General features: G+C 69.6%; 19 protein-coding genes. 9 read left to right on the forward strand and 10 right to left on the reverse strand.

The genetic code is table 11. The features are described from left to right. The first annotated feature begins 49 nt into the window (after window positions 1-49). Complete coding sequence (locus OG741_RS20720) at window positions 50-1,036, forward strand: NAD(P)H-quinone oxidoreductase (RefSeq protein WP_405599985.1); 987 nt, start codon at window positions 50-52, stop codon at window positions 1,034-1,036. Between the two features lie 701 nt (window positions 1,037-1,737). On the opposite strand, the gene OG741_RS20725 is transcribed toward OG741_RS20720, so the two are convergent. The 5 genes from OG741_RS20725 to OG741_RS20745 form a co-directional block, all read right to left on the reverse strand. Continuing rightward, window positions 1,738-2,280: a bacterial proteasome activator family protein gene (locus OG741_RS20725; protein ID WP_323136057.1), complete on the reverse strand. Its 543-nt coding sequence runs from the start codon at window positions 2,278-2,280 to the stop codon at window positions 1,738-1,740. A gap of 108 nt (window positions 2,281-2,388) precedes the next feature. Beyond that, window positions 2,389-5,250, reverse strand: coding sequence for an FtsX-like permease family protein (locus tag OG741_RS20730; protein WP_405599987.1), 2,862 nt, complete (start codon window positions 5,248-5,250; stop codon window positions 2,389-2,391). Beyond that, window positions 5,247-5,987 (reverse strand): ABC transporter ATP-binding protein, encoded by a 741-nt coding sequence (locus OG741_RS20735; protein WP_324991218.1) that lies wholly within the window; start codon window positions 5,985-5,987, stop codon window positions 5,247-5,249. Before OG741_RS20735 ends, OG741_RS20730 begins: the two co-directional genes overlap by 4 nt. Before the next feature lie 141 nt (window positions 5,988-6,128). Continuing rightward, window positions 6,129-6,800, reverse strand: a complete 672-nt coding sequence (locus OG741_RS20740) for a PadR family transcriptional regulator (protein WP_405599989.1) — start codon at window positions 6,798-6,800, stop codon at window positions 6,129-6,131. A 913-nt stretch (window positions 6,801-7,713) separates the two neighbouring features. Then, window positions 7,714-9,333 carry a protein kinase domain-containing protein gene (locus OG741_RS20745; RefSeq protein ID WP_405599991.1) on the reverse strand — a complete coding sequence of 540 codons (1,620 nt, stop codon included), beginning with the start codon at window positions 9,331-9,333 and terminating at the stop codon, window positions 7,714-7,716. Window positions 9,334-9,694: 361 nt separating this feature from the next. On the opposite strand from OG741_RS20745, the gene OG741_RS20750 reads away from it, so the two are divergent. Continuing rightward, entirely contained in the window at window positions 9,695-11,212 is a 1,518-nt protein-coding gene (locus OG741_RS20750; protein WP_405599994.1) for a protein kinase domain-containing protein, read from the forward strand. A gap of 31 nt (window positions 11,213-11,243) precedes the next feature. Here the strand turns inward: OG741_RS20750 and OG741_RS20755 are convergent, their stop codons facing one another. Next, the gene (locus OG741_RS20755; RefSeq protein WP_266480311.1) at window positions 11,244-12,251 is read right to left on the reverse strand and encodes a phosphotransferase; all 1,008 of its coding nucleotides are present in this window, start codon (window positions 12,249-12,251) and stop codon (window positions 11,244-11,246) included. 561 nt (window positions 12,252-12,812) lie between these two features. Between OG741_RS20755 and pdhA the strand changes: the two genes are divergently transcribed. Genes pdhA through OG741_RS20770 form a run of 3 tightly spaced genes read left to right on the forward strand, consistent with a single transcriptional unit; the run spans window position 12,813 to window position 16,356 of the window. Then, complete coding sequence (gene pdhA, locus OG741_RS20760) at window positions 12,813-13,961, forward strand: pyruvate dehydrogenase (acetyl-transferring) E1 component subunit alpha (protein WP_324991173.1); 1,149 nt, start codon at window positions 12,813-12,815, stop codon at window positions 13,959-13,961. A gap of 2 nt (window positions 13,962-13,963) precedes the next feature. Further along, the gene (locus OG741_RS20765) at window positions 13,964-14,944 is read left to right on the forward strand and encodes an alpha-ketoacid dehydrogenase subunit beta (protein WP_266480306.1); all 981 of its coding nucleotides are present in this window, start codon (window positions 13,964-13,966) and stop codon (window positions 14,942-14,944) included. A gap of 14 nt (window positions 14,945-14,958) precedes the next feature. Continuing rightward, window positions 14,959-16,356, forward strand: coding sequence for a dihydrolipoamide acetyltransferase family protein (locus OG741_RS20770; RefSeq protein ID WP_405599998.1), 1,398 nt, complete (start codon window positions 14,959-14,961; stop codon window positions 16,354-16,356). A 72-nt stretch (window positions 16,357-16,428) separates the two neighbouring features. Here the strand turns inward: OG741_RS20770 and OG741_RS20775 are convergent, their stop codons facing one another. Next, window positions 16,429-17,352: a D-alanyl-D-alanine carboxypeptidase family protein gene (locus tag OG741_RS20775; protein WP_405605677.1), complete on the reverse strand. Its 924-nt coding sequence runs from the start codon at window positions 17,350-17,352 to the stop codon at window positions 16,429-16,431. A gap of 247 nt (window positions 17,353-17,599) precedes the next feature. Here OG741_RS20775 and OG741_RS20780 point away from each other — a divergent pair, with 247 nt between their 5' ends. Together OG741_RS20780 and OG741_RS20785 are read left to right on the forward strand one after the other, a co-directional pair. Further along, a complete protein-coding gene (locus OG741_RS20780; RefSeq protein WP_405600000.1) occupies window positions 17,600-18,241 on the forward strand; it encodes a GntR family transcriptional regulator in 642 nt (213 codons plus the stop codon). After that, complete coding sequence (locus OG741_RS20785) at window positions 18,238-19,539, forward strand: nitrate/nitrite transporter (protein WP_405600002.1); 1,302 nt, start codon at window positions 18,238-18,240, stop codon at window positions 19,537-19,539. The genes OG741_RS20780 and OG741_RS20785 overlap by 4 nt, the downstream gene beginning before the upstream one ends. A 38-nt stretch (window positions 19,540-19,577) precedes the next feature. Here the strand turns inward: OG741_RS20785 and OG741_RS20790 are convergent, their stop codons facing one another. After that, a complete protein-coding gene (locus OG741_RS20790) occupies window positions 19,578-20,402 on the reverse strand; it encodes a maleylpyruvate isomerase family mycothiol-dependent enzyme (RefSeq protein WP_405600004.1) in 825 nt (274 codons plus the stop codon). A gap of 163 nt (window positions 20,403-20,565) precedes the next feature. Here OG741_RS20790 and OG741_RS20795 point away from each other — a divergent pair, with 163 nt between their 5' ends. Further along, window positions 20,566-21,363 carry a carbon-nitrogen family hydrolase gene (locus OG741_RS20795; protein ID WP_405600006.1) on the forward strand — a complete coding sequence of 266 codons (798 nt, stop codon included), beginning with the start codon at window positions 20,566-20,568 and terminating at the stop codon, window positions 21,361-21,363. A 95-nt stretch (window positions 21,364-21,458) separates the two neighbouring features. On the opposite strand, the gene OG741_RS20800 is transcribed toward OG741_RS20795, so the two are convergent. Continuing rightward, window positions 21,459-22,031: a dihydrofolate reductase family protein gene (locus tag OG741_RS20800; protein WP_405600007.1), complete on the reverse strand. Its 573-nt coding sequence runs from the start codon at window positions 22,029-22,031 to the stop codon at window positions 21,459-21,461. Window positions 22,032-22,188: 157 nt separating this feature from the next. Then, on the reverse strand, window positions 22,189-22,683 hold the full coding sequence (locus OG741_RS20805) for an LURP-one-related/scramblase family protein (protein ID WP_405600009.1): 495 nt from the start codon (window positions 22,681-22,683) through the stop codon (window positions 22,189-22,191). Window positions 22,684-22,889: 206 nt separating this feature from the next. On the opposite strand from OG741_RS20805, the gene OG741_RS20810 reads away from it, so the two are divergent. After that, window positions 22,890-24,440, forward strand: a complete 1,551-nt coding sequence (locus OG741_RS20810; RefSeq protein ID WP_405600011.1) for a recombinase family protein — start codon at window positions 22,890-22,892, stop codon at window positions 24,438-24,440. The last annotated feature ends 107 nt before the right edge of the window (window positions 24,441-24,547 follow it).

Consider the following 24,547-nt stretch of genomic DNA (forward strand, 5'->3'; position numbering starts at 1 on the left):
CCGGGACGCCATGGCTTGAACGGCCAGGTCGCGGAGTAGCCTCGCGCCCATGCATGCGATCACGATTCCCGAACCTGGTGGTCCCGAGGCGCTTGTCTGGGCAGAGGTGCCCGATCCCGTACCCGGCGAGGGCGAGGTCCTCGTCGACGTCGTGGCCAGCGCCGTCAACCGTGCGGATCTGCTGCAGCGGCAGGGCTTCTACGACCCGCCGCCCGGTGCGTCCCCGTATCCCGGTCTCGAATGCTCAGGGCGCATTGCCGCGCTGGGCCCCGGGGTCTCGGGGTGGGCCGTGGGCGACGAGGTGTGCGCGCTGCTGGCCGGCGGCGGATACGCGGAGAAGGCCGTCGTGCCGATGGGGCAGTTGCTGCCGGTGCCGCAGGGGATGGACCTGGTCACGGCGGCGGCGCTGCCCGAGGTGACCTCGACGGTGTGGTCCAACGTGTTCATGATCGCGCACCTGCGGCCCGGAGAAACGCTGCTGGTGCACGGCGGAGCGAGCGGGATCGGCACGATGGCGATCCAGCTCGCCAAGGCGGTGGGGGCGCGGGTCGCCGTGACGGCGGGCGGGCCCGAGAAGCTGGCTCGCTGCGCGGAACTGGGCGCGGACATCCTCATCGACTACCGCGAGCAGGATTTCGTGGAGGAGCTGAGGAAGGCGACGGAGGGGGCGGGGGCTGACGTCATCCTCGACATCGTCGGCGCGAAGTATCTGGACCGGAATGTGCGGGCGCTGGCCGTGAACGGCCGCCTTGCCGTGATCGGCCTGCAAGGCGGTGTCAAGGGCGAACTGAACCTGGCGACACTGCTGGGCAAGCGGGCGGCGGTGACGGCGACGTCGTTGCGGGGCCGCCCGCTGGGCGAGAAGACGTCGATCGTGGCGGCGGTACGGGAGCACGTGTGGCCACTGATTGAAGCGGGCCGGGTGCGGGCGGTGGTGGACCGGAGGGTGGCACTCGCGGACGCGGCGGAGGGGCACCGGGTGCTGGAGTCCGGGGCGAATGTGGGGAAGGTGCTGTTGGTGTCGCCTGCGGGGTGAGTGACGGCGGGTGCGGTACGGGCGGCCCCCGCCGCGGGGGCGGTTCCCGCTCCGCGGGGGTTGCCCACCCGCCCGCCCTTGAGAACGGGGGTACTGCGTACACGCGTGCCCCCTGCGGTGTGCGGGCTTCGCCGCACGGGCTGGTCCTGCGGTGGCGCTGCGCGCCGGTGCGCCGTTTGTCGGCTCAGGCGGGGCAACCTCACGTGCTGGCGCCTGTGAGAGCCGGGGTACTGCGGACCCCAGCGACCCTGTCCCTGCCGTGCGGGCTGGTGCCGCACGGGATGTCGTGACCGGGTGGGTGCGCCCCCGGCGCCCCCGAGGTGGGTGCCCGGGCGTCGCCCGCCCGCTTGTGCGGGCTTCGCCGCACGGGGTGCTCCTACGGTCATGCTGCGCGCCGGTGCGCCGCTTGTCGGCTCCGCCGGGGGTAACCCACGCGTGGGAGCCGGGGTAGTGCGTACCCGGTCGCCCCGCGGTGTGCGGGCTTCGCCGCACACGAGCCCCGGGGCGCGTGCCGGGCGTTGCCGCGCCGGGTTCCTGCGCAGCGAGGCCCGTGCGCGGTCGCATCGCGGCTTCGTCGCAACCGCCGCCGCGCGGAGCAAGACCTCCCCGCCCACCGGCAAGCCGCGGGCAAAATACCGGCGGGCCGAGGTGTCCGTGCCCCCGGTCCGCCGTCGTGTCGCGCGAGGATTCGCGACTTCGAGTTACAGGTACGGGCCCGAGCGGATCGCGCCGTGCTGGCCGTCCTCGTCGTCCTCGTGGCTCGCTCCCGGCGGGAGCGCCCGGCGCATCTGTTCCAGCTGGGCGCGGGCCGCCATCTGCTGGGCGAACAGCGCCGTCTGGATGCCGTGGAAGAGGCCCTCCAGCCAGCCCACCAACTGGGCCTGCGCGATGCGCAGTTCGGCCTCCGAGGGGATTGCCTCGTCCGTGAAGGGGAGCGAGAGGCGTTCGAGTTCCTCGACCAGTTCGGGGGCGAGACCGTCCTCCAGTTCCTTGACGGAGCTGGCGTGGATCTCCTTGAGCCGGACCCGGCTCGCCTCGTCCAGAGGTGCTGCTCTGACTTCCTCCAGCAGCTGCTTGATCATGCTGCCGATCCGCATGACCTTGGCAGGCTGCTCGACCATCTCCGTCACCGGGACCTCGCGCGACTCGTCGTCACTGTGACTGCCGCCGAGTGCCATTCCGTCCTGTCCCACGACAAGGACATGGGGGCTCTCCTGCGACCGTTCATTCCTCGGCATCTCCATGCCGCCATTCTCTCGCACATGTGCGTCACCACACGGTGTGCCCCCGTACGAGGGTGATCCACCCTCGTACGGGGGCACAAAACCGCTGGATATGGCCGGATGTGACCGTCAGGTCGCCTCTCGGCGGGACAGCGCACCGCGGGAGCGGGTCACCAGTGCCGCCAGGAGCGCCGCGCCGACCGGGACCGCGATGAGCAGCGCGGCCAGGGTTTGCCAGGGCACGATGATCGGCACGTACGGCACCGAGTCTGCCGAGCCGAAGCCCTGGTCGAGCGCCTGCTCGTGGAACTTGATCTGATCGCGCCTCTCGGTGAGCCGCAGCCCGACCGCCGGGAGTACACCCGCCGCCGAGCCGAGCAGCACACCCATCGCGGCCACTACCCCGCACTGGAACCCGCTGAGTGTCCTGCGGACCCGCGGCGGGGCGCCGACCGCGGCCAGGGTCTTCAGGTCGGCCTCCGCATCGGCCTGGGCGAGGCCCGTGGCGATACCCGCAGCGCCGATGGTGATGAGCCCGGCGAAGACGGTCAGCGACAGCAGGATGATGCTGTTCTCGCTGGTGTAGCCATCCTCGACATGGAGATTGATGTCCGAGCCGGTCTTGTCGAGCTCGCCGTCCAGCCGCTGGCGCTGGGCGCTGCTCGGCATCTTGTCGGTCGAGTAGTACGCCCCGAACGGCACCGTGGTCACACCCGCGGCCTTGACCGCCGCAGGCGGCACGATCATGGCGACGCCGTACGAATTGGCGGTTTCGGATACCTGGTGCGCGGTGAACGACTTGATCTCGCCCGGCGCCTCCTTGCCCTTCTCCATGGCCTCGTCGGCCTTCTTCGGGTCGGTGATCAGGCGGATGTTGATCTTGCCCTTGGCGTCGAGATTGCGCTTGTCGAACGAGACGATCTGCCCGTCCGTCAGCGCTTTCTCCGCCGCCGCGTCGTTGATCTCGAGCACCTTCAGCAGCTTCGCGTCAGCGACCACCACACCCGAGTCGACAAAGGCGGAGCCCGAGGGTTCCTTGCAGCGCCAGTCCTTTGCGAGTTTGCGGCGCTGCTCCTTGCTGAACTTCTCCGTGGGGTCCTCGTCCGGGTGGGCAGGGTCGGTCATCCACAGCGGGCACTGGTTGGCCTTGGGCACGACGACCTCGTAGCGGCCGCAACCCTCGTTGCCGCTGTACATCGGGCAGGAGGCCTTGCCGACCGAGATCCGGTCCACATCGGCCCGCACATCGATGGGCAGCAGCTTCTGGACGGTGGCGCGCACCGCGGGGACGTCCCTGCCGCCGGCCTCGTCGAGCATCACGGAGACCGCGCCGTGCGGCAGCCGTGCCTCGTAATCGGCCTTGCCCTGCGCCTCGTTGCTCGCGGTGTACGTCGCCACGGCCACCGTGCCCGCTACGGCGGCCAGTACCGCGGCCACCGCGGGAGCCGTGCGGCCCCGGTTGCGTACCGCGTCACGCAGCGCGAGGCGCGGCGAGAGCGGCAGGATGCGCCCTGTCCGGCCGAACAGGCCCACCAGCGCGGGGGTCAGTGCGACCACGCCCAGCTCGGCGATGGCGCTGCCTCCGGCGACGACGATGGGCTGGTCCGTCATCAGCGAGCCGTAGAGCGCGATCGCCGCGCCCAGCAGGACCGCGATCAGGCCGATCACCGGCAGCACCCGGTTGCTCTTGCGTACGCCACGACGGCCGGTGAGCGAGGCCAGCACGGACTGGCGGGACGAGGTGATCGCCGGGACGATCGCGGCCATCAGGCCCGTGAACACGGCGAGCAGACCGATGCCGAGCAGTTCGAGCGGCCGTATGTCGAAGCTTCCGAAGCGCTTGCCCATGTAGTCCTCGAGGACCGGCTGCAACGCAAAGGTGAGCAGCAGACCGAGGACCGTGCCGACCACGGCCGCGGCGAAGCCGATCACCAGACCACCGGCGAGGACGATGGAGCGGATATGGCGGCGGTCTCCTCCGTTGGCGCCTACCAGACCGAGCTGGCGGCGCGAGCGGCGGGCGCCGACCGCGAAGGCGGGCCCGGCCAGCAGGCAGATCTCCAGCATGGCGAGGCCGACGACAGTGCCGGCCGCGGCGAGCGCGGCTGCCTTGGCGGCCGTGCTGTCCTCGAAGGTGCCCCAGCCCTCTTCCTGGTAGATCGGAACATCGGCCCTTGCGGGCGGATCGAGGGCCACGGCGCGCGAATTGACCGTCACACCCTTGGCGTTGGTCGCCTTGACCATGTTCCACGTGAAACCACCGGAGACACTCACCAGATGCGTGGTGCTGGTCGCGGTGCCGGGCAACTCGGCCTTTTCGAGAGCCTTGTCGAGCGGCGCGAGAAGCGCGCCCGGCAGCGCGTTGACCTGGTCGGTCTTCAGCGCGTCGGGGAGTTCGTACGAGCCGACGATCGTGTACTCGCGGTCCAGCCCGCGGGCCGTGAGCTTGGAGCCCACCTTCAGACCGCTGGACTCCAGAAAGTGCGTGGTCGCGGCGACTTCGTCGGACTTCTGGGGCAGGTGGCCCCGGTCGACGACCATGATGCCCTTGGCCATCGGGTCCGAGGCCTTGAGCTCACGGATCTCGGTGTTCAGCAGACCGTGCGTGGTACGCAGCTTGCCCGAACCCAGGGAGTCCGTAAGGGCCTTGGCACCTGCGGGCAGCGCCTTGCCGATGTCCGTCTTGCCGTCGGGCCACGGCTTTCCCTCGAAGTCCCCCACCGGCACGTAGCTCTCGGCGTCGGGCGTCTGCTTGATGGGTACGCCGCCCAGACCTGGGTCGGCCAGCCGGGCGTCGGCCGCGCCCAGCGTGCGCTCAAGGCTCTGCTCGGTCGACAGCTCGGCGCTGCGCAGGGTCAGATCCGCGGCGCTCACGCCGAGGATCGGGAGGGCGATCATCGCGAGGACGAGGAAGCTGCGCCCCTTGGAGCGCAGGGCGTCGCGGCGGGCTATGCGGATCGCGGCCCGCCAGGAGTGGTACCAGCTGTTCACAGTTCGGCCGCCTGGCCCGAGAGCAGCGAGTCGGCCTGGCTGCGGATGGTCTGGTCGACGACCGCGCCGTCACGCAGGAAGACGACTCGGTCCGCCCAGGCGGCGAAGCGCGGCTCGTGGGTGACGAGAACGCCGGCCGCTCCGCCGTCGCAGCGGGCGCGCAGCAGGGCGAGCACGGACTCGCCGGTCTCCGAGTCCAGGGCGCCGGTCGGCTCGTCGGCGAGGACGAGCCGCCGCTCGCCGACCAGGGCGCGGGCGATGGCAACGCGCTGCTGCTGGCCGCCCGACATCTCGTCGGGGAAGCGGTCGGCGAGATGACCGAGGTCCATCTCCTCCAGCGCGGCGACGGCCTCGGTGCGGGCCTTGCGTGCGGAGATGCCGTCCAGCTCGCGCGGCAGGGAGACGTTCTCGGCGGCGGTGAGCGCCGGGATGAGGTTGTAGTCCTGGAAGACGTAGCCGATGCTGCGGCGGCGCAGGGCGGCGAGCGTCTTGCGGTGGGCGGTGGTGATGTCGGTGTTCTCGACGATCACCCGGCCCGAGGTGGGGGTGTCGAGGCCGCCCGCGATGGTCAGCAGCGTGGACTTGCCGGAGCCCGACGGGCCCATGACGGCGACGAGTTCGCCGGGGAAGACGTCGAGGTTGATGCCGCGCAGGGCATGCACCTCGGTGGCGCCGCTGCCGTGGACTCGGGTCAGTTGCTGGAGTTGCAGTACGGGCTGTTGTGACTGCTGGGACATGCGGTCGGACATGGAGGGGTCCCCCTTGGACGGACGGCGAACGAACGAGCGGATGTACGAAGAGAGCGGAGAGCGCGGATTCACGCAGAGGGCGGATGTACGAAGAAGTCGAGAAGCGAAGAGGCTGAAAGAGGCAGGACGCTAGGTCGGCGGCGCGGGGCGCCCCGGCGCCGATGCCGCGGACCGCCCTTGCGCCGACGACGAGGCGGGCTTCGCGGGAGACCCCATCAGAGAAGCGGCCGTCGGGCGTTCGGCTCCCCGATCGGCCGTCGCGGAGAGCCTGATGAGACGGACCTCGCAGTGGTCGAGCCAGCGCGCCTCGGCCTCGGTCTGGAAGATCAGCTGCTCGAGCACGAGGAGCCAGGCCACGTCGTCGCGCTCGGCAGCGCCCCCGTTCTCGATCGCGGCCAGTGCCTGAGCCTTGAGCCGGGTGTAGTCCTGCATCGCCTTCACGGTGTGGTGGCGCTGGGACTGGATGACATTGCGGATGTCCACACCGGGCGCGCCCACGGCCATGGCGAGCTTGATGGCGAGTTCGTCGCGGGGCGGGCTGCTGCGGTCCACGGGCGTGGCGAACCAGTTCCGCAGCTCGGTGTGCCCGGCCTCGGTGATGACGTAGAGCGCATGGCCGGCGCCGTCCTCGCCGCTCTGGGCGACCATGCCGTCGCGCTCCAGGCGGCTGAGGGTCGTATAGACCTGACCGACGTTGAGCGGCCAGGTGGCACCGGTACGGGATTCGAACTCCGTACGGAGCTGGGAGCCGTAGCGAGGGCCGTGCTCAAGGAGGGCGAGAAGCCCGTGGCGGATGGACATACTCAGTATGTATACCGAGTATGTCGCCCACGGCAACCCTTCGATAGGTGGAGCCTGTGCATCCGTCTTGAGGAGGACGGCGCGTTCAACGACGCCGCAGCCGCACCCCGAGGAAGCCGATTCCGAGCCCCATGAGGGCCATTCCGATCCCCAGCGACATCGGGGAAATCTGCTGAGCGACGGGCTGGGGGAGGGCCTGAGGTGCCTGCTGACGTGCGGCCGCGGGCGCGCTGGGGATCGGCGCGGGCGACACAGAGGCCCCTGCCTCCTCCTGCTGGTCCGTCGTGAGTTCCTCGTCCTCCGCGGGAGGGGGCTTCCGCTCGGTCGGGCGCGTACGGGACGGGGCGGCCGAAGCGGATTGTGACGCGGAAACCGAAGGGGAGGGTGACTCGGACGGCCTACGGCCCGGCCGGTCCTCGCGATCCGCCGCCCCAGGCTCGTCCCGGTCCTGCGACGCGTGGGTCCTGTGCTTCTCGGGCGTGCGTCCCGGCCGCGGGCGCCCCTCACCGGCCGGGCGGCCCGCGAGAGAAGAGGAGGCGGCGGGTGTGGGCGCCGGAGTCCGCTCGGGAGCCTCGGACTCCTCGGCGTACGCGACGGGCGTGGCCAGCAGGAGGAGCGAGGCGACTGTGATCGCACAGTGTGTGCGGAGCGCTGGAGTCACCGGGTGACCCCCTCCCGTGCCGAGTCGCCGAGATGTCGGACTCAGCGTCACATACCATGGCAATTCCGGCATCCCGGGCGGGCGCACGGGGGAATCTCGGGGAATCTTGAGAGAAATCGCGACGGCACCAGGAGAACGGCCCGGCACGCATGGTGCGCGCCGGGCCGTTCCCGTCGAGCGATGTCGAGCGATGTCGAGCGATGTCGAGCGGTGTGAAGCGGTGTGAAGCGATGTGGAGCGCTGAGGTCCGGGTCAGCCGGCCTTACCCGTGGAGATCGTGAGTTCGAACTCCTGGCTCTTCGGCACCACGGCCTCGCCCGAGCTCGGGTACTGCGTGATCACCGCGTCCTTGGGGTACTGAGGGTTGTCCTCCTCGATCACCTTCCAGGTCCAGCCGGCCGCCCGCAGACAGTCCTTCACCGAGAGGATGTCCTTGTAGAGAAGCTGAGGGGCCTGGACCTTCGACGGGTCGGTGCCGTCCTCCAAGGCGTCCGAGCACTTCGTCTTGTCGATCGTCCGGGTCCGGTCCGGCGCCAGAGCCCCGTCCGCATCCGCCGACTCGCTCGCACTCGGATCCCCGCCGGCGTTGTCGCCGCCGGAGTCGCCGTTGTTCAGCGCGATCGCCGTGATCAGGCCGCCGACCGCCAGCAGGGACACCACGATGGCGCCCACGATGACCGGCATGTTCCGCTTGCCGCCGCTGCCGCCCGGGACCGCGGTCTGCGGAGCGATGGAGTACGGAGGCGGCGTCGAGATCCCCTGAGCGGGCGCCTGGTAGGCCGGTACCGGGGCAGGCGTCTGCGGGTACCCGTAGTGCGGCGCCGGAGCAGGCGCGGGTGCCGGAGTCGGCGGGCCGTACGGGCCCGGCTGGTAGGGCGTCTGCACGCTCTGCGGTGCCGGAGTCGACTGGTCCAGCGGCGGGAAGACCGCCGAACCCACCCCCGCGCCACTCGTCGTCGGAGCGCCGCCGATGATCACCGGCGCGCCCGTCTGCCCGGCGCTCGCCACCCGCGCGCACTCGTCGCGCATCGCGGCGGCGCTGGGGAAACGCTCGTTCGGGTTCTTCTTCAGTGCCCGTGCGACCAGCGCGTCCATCGCCGGGGTGACGGAGCGGTTGATCGTGGAGGGAGCGACCGGCTCCTCCTGCACATGCGCGTACGCGATCGCCAGCGGCGAGTCCGCGTCGAACGGCAGCCGGCCGGTCAGCAGCTGGAACAGCATGATGCCGACGGAGTAGAGGTCGGACCGCGCGTCCACACCGCGGCCCAGCGCCTGCTCGGGCGACAGGTACTGCGGCGTACCCACCACCATGCCGGTCTGGGTCATCGAGGTGACGCCCGACTGCATGGCGCGCGCGATGCCGAAGTCCATGACCTTCACGACATTGCGCTTGGTCATCATCACGTTGCCGGGCTTGATGTCGCGGTGGACCAGGCCCATCTCGTGGCTGGTCTCCAGCGCGGCCAGCACATCGGCCGTCACCTTCAGCGCCTTGTCGGCCGGCATCGCGCCGTACTGCGCGATGTCCGCCTGCAGTACGGATCCGAGCGGCTGGCCCTCGACGTACTCCATGACGATGTACGGCATCAGCGAACCGTCGAGCTCGTCCTCGCCGGTGTCGAAGACCGAGACGATGTTGGTGTGCGACAGCTTGGCGACGGCCTGCGCCTCGCGCCGGAACCGCTCACGGAAGGACTGCTCGCGTCCGAGCTCGGTGTGCAGCGTCTTGATGGCGACCTGGCGGTCGAGCGCCGCGTCGTACGCGAGATATACGGAGGCCATGCCTCCCTCGCCGAGCAGGTCGCGGAGCTGATAGCGCCCGCCGGCGACCGAACCTCCCGCATAGCGGCCCTGTGCGCCGTCGTGGCTCATGCTCTGCTTCCCCCTCGGCGCGAAGGCCGCGATGCCCGCGTTTGCCCGCAATGCCCGCGATGCCTGCGATCCGCGTTCCCGTGATCCGTAATTACGGGCCAAGTCTGCCCGAGGGCGCAGACACGTCAAGCCGGGTGCCCGTTCCGTGACCGTACGCACAAGAAGAGACTCGGAAGCGTTACAGGAACCGCATGGAATTTGCGCGGCCGCGGCGGCAGCGGTTGGATGGCCGGTCACTCTCGAACCGGCGCGCCCCGCGAAGGCTGTAGCGTGACGTGGCAGAGGACCCCTGAGGACTACAGCGAACACCCGCACGCACAGTACACACAGTGCACGCGGACAGATACGACGGCGAGGACTGATGGCACCCGAACCCGAAGCAGGCGGCGGCGGAGTGCCGGGTGCGGCGGACAACTGGGGCGTCGGCGGACTGGTCGGCGACGGCCGCTACCGCCTGACGCACCCGCTCGGACGCGGCGGCATGGCCGAGGTGTTCGCGGCGGAGGACGTACGGCTCGGCCGCACGGTCGCCGTCAAGTTGCTCCGTTCCGATCTCGCCGAGGACCCGGTCTCCAAGGCCCGCTTCACGCGCGAGGCGCAGTCGGTCGCCGGCCTCAACCACCATGCGGTGGTGGCGGTGTACGACTCCGGCGAGGATGTGGTCGGCAAGCAGACCGTCCCGTACATCGTGATGGAGCTCGTCGAAGGGCGCACCATCCGCGACCTGCTGCTCAACGCGGAGGCCCCGCCGCCCGAGCAGGCGCTGATCATCGTCTCCGGTGTGCTGGAGGCGCTCGCGTACTCCCACCAGCACGGCATCGTGCACCGCGACATCAAGCCCGCGAACGTCATCATCACCCACTCCGGCGCGGTGAAGGTGATGGACTTCGGTATCGCGCGCGCTCTGCACGGCGCGCAGTCGACGATGACCCAGACCGGCATGGTCATGGGCACGCCGCAGTACCTCTCCCCCGAGCAGGCGCTGGGCAAGGCCGTCGACCACCGGTCCGATCTGTACGCGACGGGCTGTCTGCTCTACGAACTCCTCGCTCTGCGGCCCCCGTTCACCGGTGAGACGCCGCTGTCGGTGGTCTATCAGCACGTCCAGGACATTCCGTCGCCGCCGTCCGAGGTCTCGGACGTGGTGCCGCCGGAGCTCGACGGACTGGTGATGCGCTCGCTGGCGAAGGACCCGGACGACCGGTTCCAGAGTGCGGAGGAGATGCGCGGCCTGGTGCAGTACGGGCTGCAGATGCTTCACCAGCAGGGCAGCCACACCGGTACCTGGAACACCGGACCCGTCGACCTGCACGAGGGCGGATTCACGCCGGCGATGGGGACGACCGCGCCGACCGCGGTGCACCACCCGGTGCACGGCGAGACCTCGCAGAGTCCGATCCTGCCTCCGATGAACCCGAACGACGGCGGCTACGACGGCGGTAGGGACGACCGGGACCGCCGCGGCGGCCGGGGCAAGATGTGGCTTCTCGCGGTGCTCGCCGTGCTGGCGATCGCCGGTGGTGTCGCGTTCGCGCTGAACAAGGCGAACGGCAACGGCACGGACCAGAAGCCCACCACGACGGTCTCCGAGACCCCGTCGACGCCGGACACCACGCCGACGCCGACGGAGGAGGACACCGAGCAGAGCGAGGAGACCGACCCGACGGGCGACGAGCAGCAGCCGTCGTGGTCGCCCTCCTACACGCCGTCGGTCACGCCCAGCGACCCGGAGACGCCTTCGCAGGAGCCGACGACGACCGAGCCGACGGACGAGCCGACGGATCCGACGGATCAGCCGACAGATCCCACGGATCAGCCGACGACCGCGGATCCGACGGACGGTCAGACGGGGAACCCGGCCGACCCGGGATCCGGCTGACGGACACTCAGGGGGCTTCGTTCGCGGGGCCTCAGCCGGCGAAGGCGTCCCGTACCGCCTCGTACTCCCTCGTCCACCACACCGCCAGGGCCGACGCCGCAGGAAACTGCGGGTCGGCCCTTCGGTCGTGCAGCTGGTAGCGCCAGCGCAGTATCCAGAAGTCGTTGAGCCGCTCCCACCACACCCGGTGCACCGCCGCCGCCAGTTCCGCCGCGTCCGCGCCCGCCGCCCGGCGGTAGGCGCGCGCGTACGCCCGTACCTTCCCCAGCTCCAGCTCACCGGCCGGCTGGACGAAGAAGATCGCCGCCGCCCGCACCGCCTCCTCAGCGCGCGGGTGCACCCCCAGCCGGTCCCAGTCGACGATCGCGGCCGGTTCCGCGCCCCGGTAGAGCAGATTCAGCGGGTGGAAGTCGCCGTGCACCCAGCAGCCCGGGGAGGCCGGAGGCGGTCTGCGGTCGGCATGGCGTTCCAGGAGCGCGCGCCGTTCGAGGAGCCTGCGCTCGGCCAGGTTGTCGAAGGCGTCCCGGGGGCGGGCGGCGCGCGCGAGGGCCAGCAGTTCGTCGATGAGGGCGAAGGTCTCCTCGGGGTCGGCGCTCTCGTGCCGGCCGCGGTGGGTGGCGTCCACCTCCATGACCCGCTCCAGGCAGGTGTGGACGAGACCGAGGAGGGAGCCGAGCCGCCGGGACTGGGGTGTCGTCAGCTGTGCGCCGTCGCGGTGCCGTCCCTCGATCCACGGGTGCAGGGCGTAGCACCGTCCGCCGATCACCGCGACCGTGTCGCCGTGGGCGTCCTCGACGGGCGGGGCGACCGGGACGCCGAGCTCCTGCAGCCGCTGGGTGGCCCGGTGCTGGCGGGCGATGGCCTCGTGGTCGCCGTCGAGATGGTGCTTGAGGAAGTACGCGCCACGGGTGGTGGCGAGCCGGTAGCCGCGGTTGAGGAGCCCTTGTGTGACGGGCTCGCAGGAGAGTGGTTCGCCCGGGTTCTCGTAACGGCGCAGCAGGACACCGACGGGTGGGGCAGTTGCAGATGAGCGCGGCACTCGCCAGATGTTAGATCACGCAGCGTGGCCGGCGGGATGCTCTTCGGGATAATCCAGCATCTGTGCGGTGGACAACCGTGGCTCGGTGTATGGGAACCCGAACGGGTGACCCCCTGACCGGAGGGCGTCGGTGGCACCGGGCGCCGGCCGCGTACGCGGCGGAAGGCCGCCACGTCCCGTGCGCCGTCAGCAGCTCATTGCCTTGGAATACGATGATTTTTACCTCTTCGCGTACGAAAGGGGTGTCACACATCTACTCTTCCCGTGCCCGGGGTGCCCGGGATAACGTGCCGGTGTTCCGGCGGCCTGCAAGGCTGTGACCAGTGGTTGTTCCCGCATTTCTCGATTTACTTGGAAATCCAAGCAAAATCGCAGGTCAAGTGGGGTTTCGCAGGAGTGCGACCCACTGGGTAACGTGCCTTTGGCAGGCGCTCGCCGGGGCACCTGTCACGCCTGATTCCCGGCCGAGCGGCACCCACCCCGTGCACGGGTACGGAAATAGGCGAGCCGCACTGGCCACACCGGCAACCCCGGGGGCCGGACCGACGGAGGAGCACGCACGTGACCGTGGAGAGCACTGCCGCGCGCAAACCGCGACGCAGCAGCAAGCGCGTGAGCGCCGCGAAGAAGCCGCAGAGTTCTGAGCCCCAGCTCGTACAGCTGCTGACGCCCGAGGGTGAGCGCGTCGAGCACCCGGACTACGAGATCGACCTGACCCCGGACGAGCTGCGCGGGCTGTACCGGGACATGGTCCTGACGCGGCGCTTCGACGCCGAGGCCACCGCTCTTCAGCGGCAGGGCGAGCTCGGTCTGTGGGCGTCGCTGCTGGGCCAGGAGGCCGCCCAGATCGGCTCCGGCCGGGCGCTGCGCGACGACGACTATGTCTTCCCGACCTATCGGGAGCACGGCGTCGCCTGGTGCCGCGGGGTCGACCCGACCAATCTGCTGGGCATGTTCCGCGGTGTGAATCACGGCGGCTGGGACCCCACCACCAACAACTTCCACCTGTACACGATCGTCATCGGCTCGCAGACGCTGCACGCCACCGGCTACGCCATGGGCGTGGCCAAGGACGGCGCCGACTCCGCCGTGATCGCGTACTTCGGTGACGGCGCGTCCAGCCAGGGCGACGTCGCGGAATCGTTCACGTTCTCCGCGGTCTACAACGCCCCGGTCGTCTTCTTCTGCCAGAACAACCAGTGGGCGATCTCCGAGCCGACCGAGAAGCAGACCCGTGTGCCGCTCTACCAGCGCGCCCAGGGCTACGGCTTCCCCGGCGTCCGCGTCGACGGCAACGACGTCCTCGCCTGCCTCGCCGTGACCCGCTCCGCGCTGGAGCGTGCCCGCCGCGGCGAGGGCCCGACCCTGGTCGAGGCGTTCACCTACCGCATGGGCGCGCACACCACCTCGGACGACCCGACGAAGTACCGTGCGGACGAGGAGCGCCAGGCCTGGGAGGCCAAGGACCCGATCCTGCGGCTGCGTACGTATCTGGAGAACGCCGGCCACGCCGACGAGGCGTTCTTCACCTCCCTGGAGGAGGAGAGCGAGACGCTCGGCAAGCGGGTGCGTGAGGCAGTGCGGGCCATGCCCGACCCGGACCATCTGGCGATCTTCGAGAATGTCTACGCCGACGGGCACGCCCTCGTCGACGAGGAGCGCGCCCAGTTCCTCGCGTACCAGGCGTCCTTCGCCGAGGAGGGCAACTAATCATGGCCGTACAGAAGCTTCCCCTCGCCAAGGCGCTCAACGAGTCGCTGCGCAAGGCACTCGACACCGACCCCAAGGTCCTGATCATGGGTGAGGACGTCGGCAAGCTCGGCGGCGTCTTCCGGGTGACCGACGGACTGCAGAAGGACTTCGGCGAGGACCGGGTCATCGACACCCCGCTCGCCGAGTCCGGCATCGTCGGCACGGCGATCGGTCTCGCGCTGCGCGGCTACCGGCCCGTCGTGGAGATCCAGTTCGACGGCTTCGTCTTCCCCGCGTACGACCAGATCGTCACGCAGCTCGCGAAGATGCACGCCCGCGCGCTCGGCAAGATCAAGCTGCCGGTCGTCATCCGCATCCCCTACGGCGGCGGCATCGGCGCGGTCGAGCACCACAGCGAGTCCCCCGAGGCTCTGTTCGCGCATGTCGCGGGCCTCAAGGTCATCTCGCCGTCCAACTCCTCCGACGCGTACTGGATGCTCCAGCAGGCGATCCAGAGCGACGACCCGGTCATCTTCTTCGAGCCGAAGCGGCGCTACTGGGACAAGAGCGAGGTCGACACCGAGGCCATCCCGGGCCCGCTGCACAAGGGCCGCGTCGTCAAGGCGGGATCGGATCTCACGCTCGTGGCGTACGGTCCGATGGTGAAGGTCTGCCTGGAGGCGGCTGCCGCGGCCGCCGACGAGGGCAAGTCGGTGGAGGTCATCGACCTGCGCTCGATGTCCCCGATCGACTTCGACACCATCCAGACCTCCGTGGAGAAGACGGGCAGGCTCGTCGTCGTCCACGAGGCCCCGGTCTTCTACGGCTCCGGCGCGGAGATCGCCGCTCGCATCACGGAGCGGTGTTTCTACCACCTGGAGGCCCCGGTGCTGAGGGTCGGAGGCTTCCACGCCCCCTACCCGCCGGCACGGCTCGAGGAGGAGTACCTTCCGGGACTTGACCGGGTGCTGGACGCCGTCGACCGCTCGCTCGCGTACTGAGGAGTGCCGTGACCATGACTCAAGACACTTCGCTCCGCTTCCGAGAGTTCAAGATGCCCGATGTGGGCGAGGGACTCACCGAGGCCGAGATCCTCAAGTGGTACGTCCAGCCCGGAGACACGGTGACGGACGGCCAGGTCGTCTGCGAGGTCGAGACGGCGAAGGCGGCCGTCGAGCTGCCGATCCCGTACGACGGCGTGGTGCACGAGCTCCGCTTCGAGGAGGGCACGACCGTCGATGTCGGCACCTCGATCATCACGATCGACGTGGCGCCGGGCAGCGGTGACGCGGCCCCGGCCGCCGCTGCCGCCCCCGTCGTCGAGACGCCCGCCGAGGCGCCGGCCGAGGAGGCCGAGCCGAAGGGCCGTACGCCCGTCCTCGTCGGCTACGGCGTCGCCGAGACCTCCACCAAGCGCCGCGCCCGCAAGGGCACGCCCGCCGTCCCGGAGCAGGCCGCGGCGGCGTCCGCGATCCAGGCCGAGATGAACGGCCACGGCGTCGTCACCGGCCCGGCCCGCCCGCTCGCCAAGCCCCCGGTCCGCAAGCTCGCCAAGGACCTGGGCATCGATCTGGCGACGGTCACCCCGACCGGGCCCGACGGAGTCATCACGCGGGAGGACGTCCACGCGGCGGCCGCCCCGGCTCCGGCGCCCGCGCCGGTCCGGGCCGAGCCCGCCGCGCAGCCCCCACCCGAGCCTGTCGTGGCGGGCGCCCGGGAGACCCGTATCCCCATCAAGGGAGTACGCAAGGCCACCGCGGCGGCGATGGTCGGCAGCGCCTTCACCGCGCCGCATGTCACGGAGTTCATCACGCTCGACGTGACACGGACGATGAAGCTCGTCGACGAGCTCAAGGCCGACAAGGACATGGCGGGGCTGCGGGTCAATCCGCTGCTGCTGATCGCCAAGGCGCTGCTGGTCGCGATCAAGCGCAACCCCGCCGTCAACGCGGCCTGGGACGAGGCCGCCCAGGAGATCGTGCAGAAGCACTACGTCAACCTGGGCATCGCCGCGGCCACGCCGCGCGGTCTGATCGTGCCGAACATCAAGGACGCGCACGACAAGACCCTGCCCGAACTGGCGCAGGCACTCGGCGAGCTGGTCTCCACCGCCCGCGAGGGCAAGACCACTCCCGCGGCCATGCAGGGCGGCACGGTCACGATCACCAACGTGGGCGTCTTCGGCGTCGACACCGGTACGCCGATCCTGAACCCGGGCGAGTCCGCGATCCTCGCGGTCGGCGCGATCAAGCTCCAGCCCTGGGTCCACAAGGGCAAGGTCAAGCCGAGGCAGGTCACCACGCTCGCGCTCTCCTTCGACCACCGGCTGGTCGACGGGGAACTGGGCTCCAAGGTGCTCGCGGACGTCGCGGCGATCCTGGAGCAGCCCAAGCGGCTGATCACCTGGGCCTGACGGCCCGACGGCCCGGAAAACCGAGGTCCCGTGACGCGATGCGTCACGGGACCTCGTGTTCTCAGCGGTGCGTCAGTCGCGCTGCGCGCCGGCCGGGAGCGTTCGAACCGTCATCGTCTGGGCGGTGGTGGAGCCGAAACCGAAGTCCAGCAGCTTCGCCGCGTCCTTGGTGCGCTCGGTGACGCTGGAGCTGGCGAGGACGACGCCGACGTAGGTCTTCGTGCCGCGGGTGGCGGCGAAGACGAGGCAGGGGCCGGCAGCCGTGCCGGTGCCGGTCTTCACGCCGATGGCCCCGCTGTACGAGCCGAGGAGCGCGTTGGTGTTGTACCAGGTGTACGTGCGGGTGGCGCCGGTGCTCGTCGTCGCGACGGTCTTGTACGACGTGGCCTTGACGACATCGCGGAAGGTCGCGCTGCTCATCGCGTGACGGGCGAGCTTCGCCAGGTCCCACGGGGTGGAGTAGTTGGCGCCCGCCGCGGAGATTCCGTCGAACGAGTCGAAGTGCGTGTTCACCAGGCCGAGCTGCTTGGCCTTGGCGTTCATCTTGCCGATGAACGAAGACGTGCGGGCGGCGGTCGTCGTTCCGGTGCCGTAGGCGTCGGCGAGGGCGTACGCGGCGTCGCAGCCGGACGGCAGCATCATCGCGGACAGCAGCTGACGGACGGTCAGCTTGTCACCGGTGCGCAGGTCCGCGGTGCTCGCGCCCTGCCGGACGACGTAGTCCCGGTACGCCTGCTTGACGGTGACCTTCTTGGTGAGGTCCGCGCCGGGCTGGGTGAGGACCGTGATGGCCGTCACCAGCTTCGTCGTGCTCGCGATCTGGCGGCGGGTGTTGTTGGCCTTGCCGTAGACCGGCTTGCCGTCCGCCTGGTCGAGAAGGAAGCCGCCCTTGGCGCTGATCGTCGGGATCGGCACCGCCGCCTGGGCGGTTGTGGCCAGGGGCGAGGCCGCCAACAGCAGGCCGCCGGCGAGGGCGACGCCGGCGGCTCTGCGCAGGCCCTTGCTTTTGAGTATCAAAGGGAACGCTCCGATAGTCGCGTTTGCGGCGAAAGTCCGTTAAGTCCCGTGACTTTCACAGTCGATGGGGCCCAGGGAAAACAGGGTCCCGACATGAGACTCGTGAGCGGAGCGAATGGATGTACGGAAGTTGCGAACTTCTTGTTCCAGGCGCCCAAACCCCTTGCCCGTCCTGCATCGTGGACCAGACTTCCTGATGCACCTGTGTTGTATCTAAGCTGTGCGCATGCCCGCCGCCGCCCCTGCCGCAGACCGCGTCTACACCCATATCAAGCAAGCCGTCCTCGACCGCCGCTACGAGGGCGGAACCCTCCTCACCGAGGGCGAACTGGCCGACGCCGTCGGCGTATCGCGCACCCCCGTCCGCGAAGCGCTCCTCAAGCTGGAGGTCGAAGGGCTGATCAAGCTCTACCCGAAGAAGGGCGCCCTCGTCCTCGCCGTCTCCGCACAGGAGATCGCCGATGTGGTCGAGACCCGGATGCTGGTCGAGGAGCACGCCGCCCGCAAGGCCGTACCGGCCTCGCCGCAGCTGATCGCCCGCCTCGAAGAGCTCCTCGAACAGCAGAAGCGACAGGGCGAGGAGGGCGACCTGGCCGCCGTCGCCGTCACCGACCGCTGCTTCCACGCCGAGATCGTCCGCAGCGGGGGCAACGCGATCCTCTCCCGCCTCTACGACCAACTCCGCGACCGGCAGCTGAGGATGGGCGTCGCCGTCATGCACTCCCACCCCGACCGGATCGCCAAGAACGTCGCCGAGCACAGCGAGATCCTTGAGGCACTGCGCGCCGGAGACCCGGACGCGGCGGCCGCCCTCGTCCACCGCCACGTCGGCTGGTTCAGCAACCTGGCGCGGGGCGAGGTCCGGTGAGCGCCTGCGCCGCCACCCTGCCGGGGGATCCACCCGGCGGACGGCGGGCCGCCGCGGTCTGGGGCATCGGCGTCGCCGTCTACTTCGTCGCCGTCATCTTCCGTACGTCCCTGGGCGTCGCCGGACTCGACGCCGCCGACCGCTTCGACGTCAACGCCTCCGCGCTGTCCACCTTCTCCATCCTCCAACTGCTCGTGTACGCGGGGATGCAGATACCCGTCGGCCTGCTGGTCGACCGCCTCGGCACCAAGAAGGTCCTCACCATCGGCGTGGTGCTGTTCACGGCCGGGCAGCTGGGCTTCGCGTTCTCCCCCTCGTACGGCACGGCCCTCGCCTCGCGTGCGCTCCTCGGCTGCGGCGACGCGATGACCTTCATCAGCGTGCTGCGGCTCGGCACCCGCTGGTTCCCGGCGCGGCGCGGACCCCTCATCGGGCAGGTCGCCGCGCTCTTCGGGATGGCGGGCAACCTCGTCTCGACCATCGTCATCGCCCGGATGCTCCACGGCCTGGGCTGGACCGCCACCTTCGCGGGCAGCGCGGCGGCCGGACTGGTCGTGCTCGTCCTGCTCGTGCTCTTCCTCAACGACCACCCCGAGGGCCATGAGCCACCGCCCGCCCGGCACGCCGGATCTGCTTTCGTACGCAAGCAGATCGCCCTGTCCTGGCGGGAGCCCGGCACCAGACTCGGCCTGTGGGTCCACTTCACCACCCAGTTCCCCGCGATGGTGTTCCTGTTGCTGTGGGGGATGCCCTTCCTGGTCGAGGCACAGGGCCTGTCCCGGGAGACGGCGGGCGAACTGCTCACCCTGGTGGTGCTCTCCAACATGGTGGTGGGCCTGGTGTACGGGCAGATCATCGCGCGCCACCATGCGGCCCGGGTCCCGCTCGCTCTCGGCACAGTCGGGGCGACCGCACTCGTATGGGCCGCCACCATCGTGTACCCCGGCGACCCTGCCCCGATGTGGCTGCTGATCACACTCTGCACGGTGCTCGGGGCATGCGGGCCCGCGTCGATGATCGGCTTCGACTTCGCCCGCCCCGCCAATCCCCCGGAACGGCAGGGGACGGCGTCGGGCATCGTCAACATGGGCGGCTTCGTGGCCTCCATGACGACACTGCTGGCGGTCGGGGTGCTGCTGGACGCGACCGGCGACAACTACCGGATCGCGTTCTCGTCGGTGTTCGTGCTGGAGGCCGTCGGGATCGGGCAGATCCTGCGGCTGCGGGCGCGCACGGTGCGGCGGGAGCGGGAACGGCTGGTGGCGAGCCGGGTGGAGGCCGTGCACGTACCGGCGTGACGGCACGGACCGCCTGCCGCGCGCGCCCGGCTCCTCGGCTACGGCGTGACCGCGAACTCCCGCAGGATCGCCGCGCCCAGCTCCGCGTCCCCGTCCACCTTGACCCGGTCCTGCACCGCGGCCGCCCGCACCCGCCCGCATGCCAGGCGGACGTAGGTCTCCCAGTCCATGGCGAGGGTCACGACGGGCCCGAGCGAGGGCGCGCCGTCCACCGTGCCGCGGCCGTCCGCGTCCACCCGGACCGTGCGCAGGAATTCCACCGGACCGTGCACATCGAAGACGACCGCCGAATTCGCGGGCGCACCCGCGTCCTTGGCGACGACCTTCGGCAGGGCTTCGAGCAGACAGTCCCGCGCGACATACGCGCCGGGGGAGTCGAGGTTGCCCGGCTTGCCGAGCGCCACCCGCAGATCCTGCTCATGCGCCCAGGTGTCGAACGCCCGCATCCGCATGGCGAGTTCAAGGGTCTGCTCGGCGCCGAGCGGGGCACGGACCATGGTGTCGGGGGCGCGGCTCTCGTTCCGCAGCTGACGGGCCCGCCGGATGATCGTGTACTCCAGCTCCGAGGTCATCTCCGGCGCCGTGTGGTGCCGGCGCACATCGACCTGCATCTCCATGTAGCGGGCGAACTCGCTCTGCACATGGTAGAGATCGCGCGGCAGCGTATGGATCGGCCGGGGATCGCCGAGCATCTCGCACTCCATGCCGATGACGTGCGAGACGACATCGCGGACCGACCAGGCGGGACACGGCGTCGGCCGGTTCCACTCGCCTTCCACGAGCGGCTGCACCAGCTCTGCTATCGATTCGATGGAGTGGGTCCAGGCGTCGGCGTAGGTCTGGAGGCTGGGATGGACGGTCACGGGACCCCTCGGCGGTTCTGCGGTACGCGGGCTGGGCTGCTGACTGCTGGGCTGCGTGGGAGGCTCGGCAGTTAAGTTACGCTGCCGGACGGCACCCCGGCAGTGCTTTCGTGTGACGATCGTAGGCCCGCGTTGACGGCTCGAATGCCAGGACGGTGGTAGTGTGCGCGCCTCTCTCATCCAGATCGCAGTAGACCCGGACGAAACAGTCAATTCTCGTAGGGCGCGGGCCGCTTCGCTGGTACGCGAACAACAGGACGCCGATCTGGTGATCCTGCCGGAACTGTGGCCCGTCGGCGCCTTCGCCTACGAGTCCTTCGCCGAGGAGGCGGAGACGGTCACCGGGCCGACGTACGAGGTGATGGCGAAGGCGGCGAGCGACGCGGGCGTGTGGCTGCACGCCGGCTCCGTCGTGGAGAAGGCCGCTGACGGCACGCTCTACAACACCTCCCTCGTCCTCTCCCCCGCCGGTGAACTGGTCGGCACCTACCGCAAGATCCACCGCTTCGGCTTCGACAAGGGTGAGGCGGTGATGATGGGCGCGGGCGACGGACTCGTCACCGTCCCGCTGCCCGGCCTCACCGTCGGCCTGGCGACCTGCTACGACCTGCGCTTCCCCGAACTCTTCCGCGGCCTCGTGGACGCCGGCGCCCAGGCCTTCGTCATCCCGGCCGGCTGGCCCGCCCGCCGCCGCGAACACTGGACCCTGCTGGCCCGCGCCCGCGCGGTCGAGAACCAGGCCTACGTCCTGGCCTGCGGCACCGCGGGGACCCACGCGGGAGTCGAGCAGGCGGGCCACAGCATCGTGGTCGACCCGTGGGGCGAGGTCCTGGCGGAGGCGGGGCCGGGCGAGGAGGTCCTGCGGGTGGAACTGTCGGCGGAGAAGGTGACGGCGACGCGCGAGCAGTTCCCGGCGCTGAAGGACCGGCGGCTGGGCCTGGACGCGCCGCCGGGGGCTTAAGGCCCTGTCCGGCCGATCTTGCCGGGTTCGCGTGCCCTGCCGCGGTCCGGGGCCGAGCCCCGGGACACGACGGCAGGGCGAGTGCGCGAGCCTTGTCAGTGGACGACGTCGAAGACGTTCTTCTGCAGGCCGTTGGCGTAGACCTCGTGCTCGACGAGCTTCAGCTTCTGCGTGTCCTTGTCCGTGGCGCTGAAGAGCCGCTTGCCCGCACCGAGCAGCAGCGGGAAGACGATCAGGTGGTAACGGTCGATCAGGCCGGCGTCCGAGAGGGCCTGGTTCAGGGAGGCGCTGCCGTGGACGATGATCGGCCCGCCCTCGGTCTCCTTCAGGGCGGCGACCTCGTCGAGTGAGCGCAGGATTGTCGTCTCGCCCCAGTTCGACACCAGGTTGTCCTCGGTGAGGGTGGTGGAGACGACGTACTTCGGCATCACTTTGTAGTCGGCGAAGTCCTCCATGTCGGGCCACACCGGGCTGAACGCCTCGTAGCTGGTCCGGCCCATCAGTATGGCGGTGGCTTCCTTCTGCTCCCGCCCCTTGATGTCGAATGCCTCGGGGAGGAACTCGATGTCCTTGAAGGTCCACCCGGAGTTCCGGTAACCGGGCTCGCCGCCAGGGGCCTCCACGACGCCGTCGAGGGAGATGAAGGCGGTGCTGATCAGGGTACGCATCTAAGGTTCCTCGGAATCTCGTGTCTGGTTCTCAGCGGGTTCGGCCGGTGCCGCTTCGCCCACGCTGGTGGCTGCGGTGCACCAGTCATGATCTCTGACTGCCGATCATGGAGAAACTCATCGGCCGCCCGCCGCTTCCGCCGCTTCCGTGGCCTAGCTAGTCGTCGTCCCGTTCCTTTTCCGCCATGCGGATCACGCAGACCGCCACCGCGATCATCAGCGCCGGATCCGCGTCATCCCGGACGACATTCACCGCGTACGTCTCCCGCACCCGGAACCACTGCTTCGAGATGTGCGCCAGCAGTTCGCCGTCGTACTCGATCACGAACTCCCGGTGCAGGATCCGGCCGCTGACATCCAGTTCCGTGCCCTCTGCGAGTGTCACCCGGTAGTGGTTGCGCAGCAGCGAGAGCCGCTTCTTGCGGATCGTGGCGAGCGGCGCGTCGCCCCGTTCGACGGTCATAGTGTCCCGCAGGCTCAGCAGCTTCTTGCGCAGCGTGATGAGCACAAGCCCGCTCGGGTCCTTGAGCTCCAGCGTGTCGCGCAGCCGCAGCGCCTTGCCGTCGACGAGGAAGGCACGGCGCCCCTGCTCGTCCTCGATCCAGTAGTCGTCACCGATCGCGAAGATCTTGTCGCGTACGAGGTATTTCATGGCTGGAATGCGTACCCGCTCGCGTGCGGTTGGATGGGGGTATGGCTACACGTGCACGCGTTCGGGCCCCCGAGCTCATCGGCAGGGGCGGCTGACTCCCTACGGGCGACACCCAAAACACCCTCGCTGACCTGCGAGGACGCATCGTTGTCCTCGATTTCTGAGAATGGACAACAGGGCACTGAACTCTTGGTCAAACTGAGTGTGTGCATCAAGACACGATCTGTGACCTGTACCTGAGGTTGTCCCTCGACCGGGACGGCAAGACTGCGATAGAACGGCAGGAATCCGACTGCCGTGCATGGGCCGAGAGCAGCGGACTGACCGTCCGCAAGGTTCACATAGACAGAGGCCGCTCCGGCTACAAGGCCGTCGAGCGCAAGGGTTTCGATGCTGCACTGGTGGCAGTCACCGCCGGGGTTGTCGGCACGCTGATCGTCTGGAAGCTGGACCGCCTGTCCCGCAGGGGCATCGGCGAGGTCGGCAAGGTGCTGGACGACATCGAGAAGGCCGGCGGCCGTCTCGTCTCGGTTCTCGACGGGCTGGACACCTCGAACGACGCGGCGCGCAAGGCCGTCGCGATGCTCGCCGAGCTCGCCCGGTCCGAGTCCAAGAATCTCGGTACTCGCGTCGGCCACGCCAAGCGCCACCTGCGCAGCAAGGGCCAGTGGATCGGCGGGCAGCCTCCATACGGGCTCAGGATCGACACGAAGACCAAGAAGCTCGTACTCGAGCCTGAGCACTCCGTCTACGCCCGTCTGATCGCAGATGAAGCGCTCGCCGGGACATCGCTGGTCAAGATCGCGCGACTTCTCAACGAGCACGAGATCCCCTCGCCAAGGGGCGGGCAATGGAATGCGGCGAGCATCATGCAGCTCTTGCGTTCACCCGCGTTCGCCGGCCTGATGCCGGAGACCGAGACCGTTGAGACAGGCGACGGCGAACGGAAGTACACGGGCAGGGTCTTCCCGTACCGCGACCCCGAGACGCTGGACACGGTCTCGATCGGCGAGGGGATCATTACGGTCGGAGAGCGTGAACGGATCATCCGCACGCTGGAATCCAGAACGTTCGTCCACGCAGGGATGAGGCGGCCGAAGCCCGAAGGTGCGGCCCTGCTCACAGGACTCGTCTACTGCGCGGTTCCCGGCTGCGGCCGCCGGATGCATCGTGTGGGCGGCAGCTATCAGTGCATGGCGCGCCGCGCGGGGAACCAGTGCATCGGGGCGTCGGCGTTGGCTGAGACCGTGGACAACTACGTGACCGAACAGTTCCTCACCAAGCTTCCGGCTCTCGAACCGGACGACCCGCTGCTCGTCGCGATCGCTGACCGCTGGGTGCATCGCTTGGACCCGGAGACCTTCGCGAAACGTGATGCGCTCACTGCCGAAATCCTGGATGAGGAGGCCCGGTTGGCCGACCTTGAGGACGCGCGCTACGTGCGTGGCGAGTTCAACGGCGCCGCAGCCGTGGAACGGTACAACCGGCTCTCAGAGCGCCTGCGAGGGCGCATCGACGGCCTTCGTGGTGATCTCCGCGAGCTCCCCGTGCCGTCTGCGGATGTGTCTCCGATGCTTGACGGCCCCACGTTGCGCGAGGCGTGGATGGGCGCGACGACCGAAGAGCGGCGCGACCGGTTGTTGCTCGCCGTGGATCGGGTGGAAGTGAGCAAGGGAATACGAGGTCAGAGGATCATCCCCGAGCAGCGTGTCCAGATCCATTGGGCGAAGCCGGCAAGTGGGGACACAGCCGTGTGAGCTTGCCCCGGGTAAGGCTGCCGAAGCCCTCGGCGGAGACAACGGCACCCGCATTGCGCATAGGGCGGCTGTGGTTGAGGCTTCATACAGACGTGGCACGCTTGGGA

It is taken from the genome of Streptomyces sp. NBC_01410, from assembly GCF_045040195.1.
Taxonomy (GTDB): domain Bacteria; phylum Actinomycetota; class Actinomycetes; order Streptomycetales; family Streptomycetaceae; genus Streptomyces.

Coding starts and splice junctions, on each gene's coding strand:
- OG741_RS20750 (WP_405599994.1), top strand. CDS start 9,695: ATGGCACCCGAACCCGAAGCAGGCGGCGGCGGAGTGCCGGGTGCGGCG.
- OG741_RS20735 (WP_324991218.1), bottom strand. CDS start 5,987: ATGTCCCAGCAGTCACAACAGCCCGTACTGCAACTCCAGCAACTGACC.
- OG741_RS20745 (WP_405599991.1), bottom strand. CDS start 9,333: ATGAGCCACGACGGCGCACAGGGCCGCTATGCGGGAGGTTCGGTCGCC.
- OG741_RS20725 (WP_323136057.1), bottom strand. CDS start 2,280: ATGGAGATGCCGAGGAATGAACGGTCGCAGGAGAGCCCCCATGTCCTT.
- OG741_RS20780 (WP_405600000.1), top strand. CDS start 17,600: ATGCCCGCCGCCGCCCCTGCCGCAGACCGCGTCTACACCCATATCAAG.
- OG741_RS20800 (WP_405600007.1), bottom strand. CDS start 22,031: ATGCGTACCCTGATCAGCACCGCCTTCATCTCCCTCGACGGCGTCGTG.
- OG741_RS20770 (WP_405599998.1), top strand. CDS start 14,959: ATGACTCAAGACACTTCGCTCCGCTTCCGAGAGTTCAAGATGCCCGAT.
- OG741_RS20765 (WP_266480306.1), top strand. CDS start 13,964: ATGGCCGTACAGAAGCTTCCCCTCGCCAAGGCGCTCAACGAGTCGCTG.
- OG741_RS20805 (WP_405600009.1), bottom strand. CDS start 22,683: ATGAAATACCTCGTACGCGACAAGATCTTCGCGATCGGTGACGACTAC.
- OG741_RS20740 (WP_405599989.1), bottom strand. CDS start 6,800: ATGTCCATCCGCCACGGGCTTCTCGCCCTCCTTGAGCACGGCCCTCGC.
- OG741_RS20720 (WP_405599985.1), top strand. CDS start 50: ATGCATGCGATCACGATTCCCGAACCTGGTGGTCCCGAGGCGCTTGTC.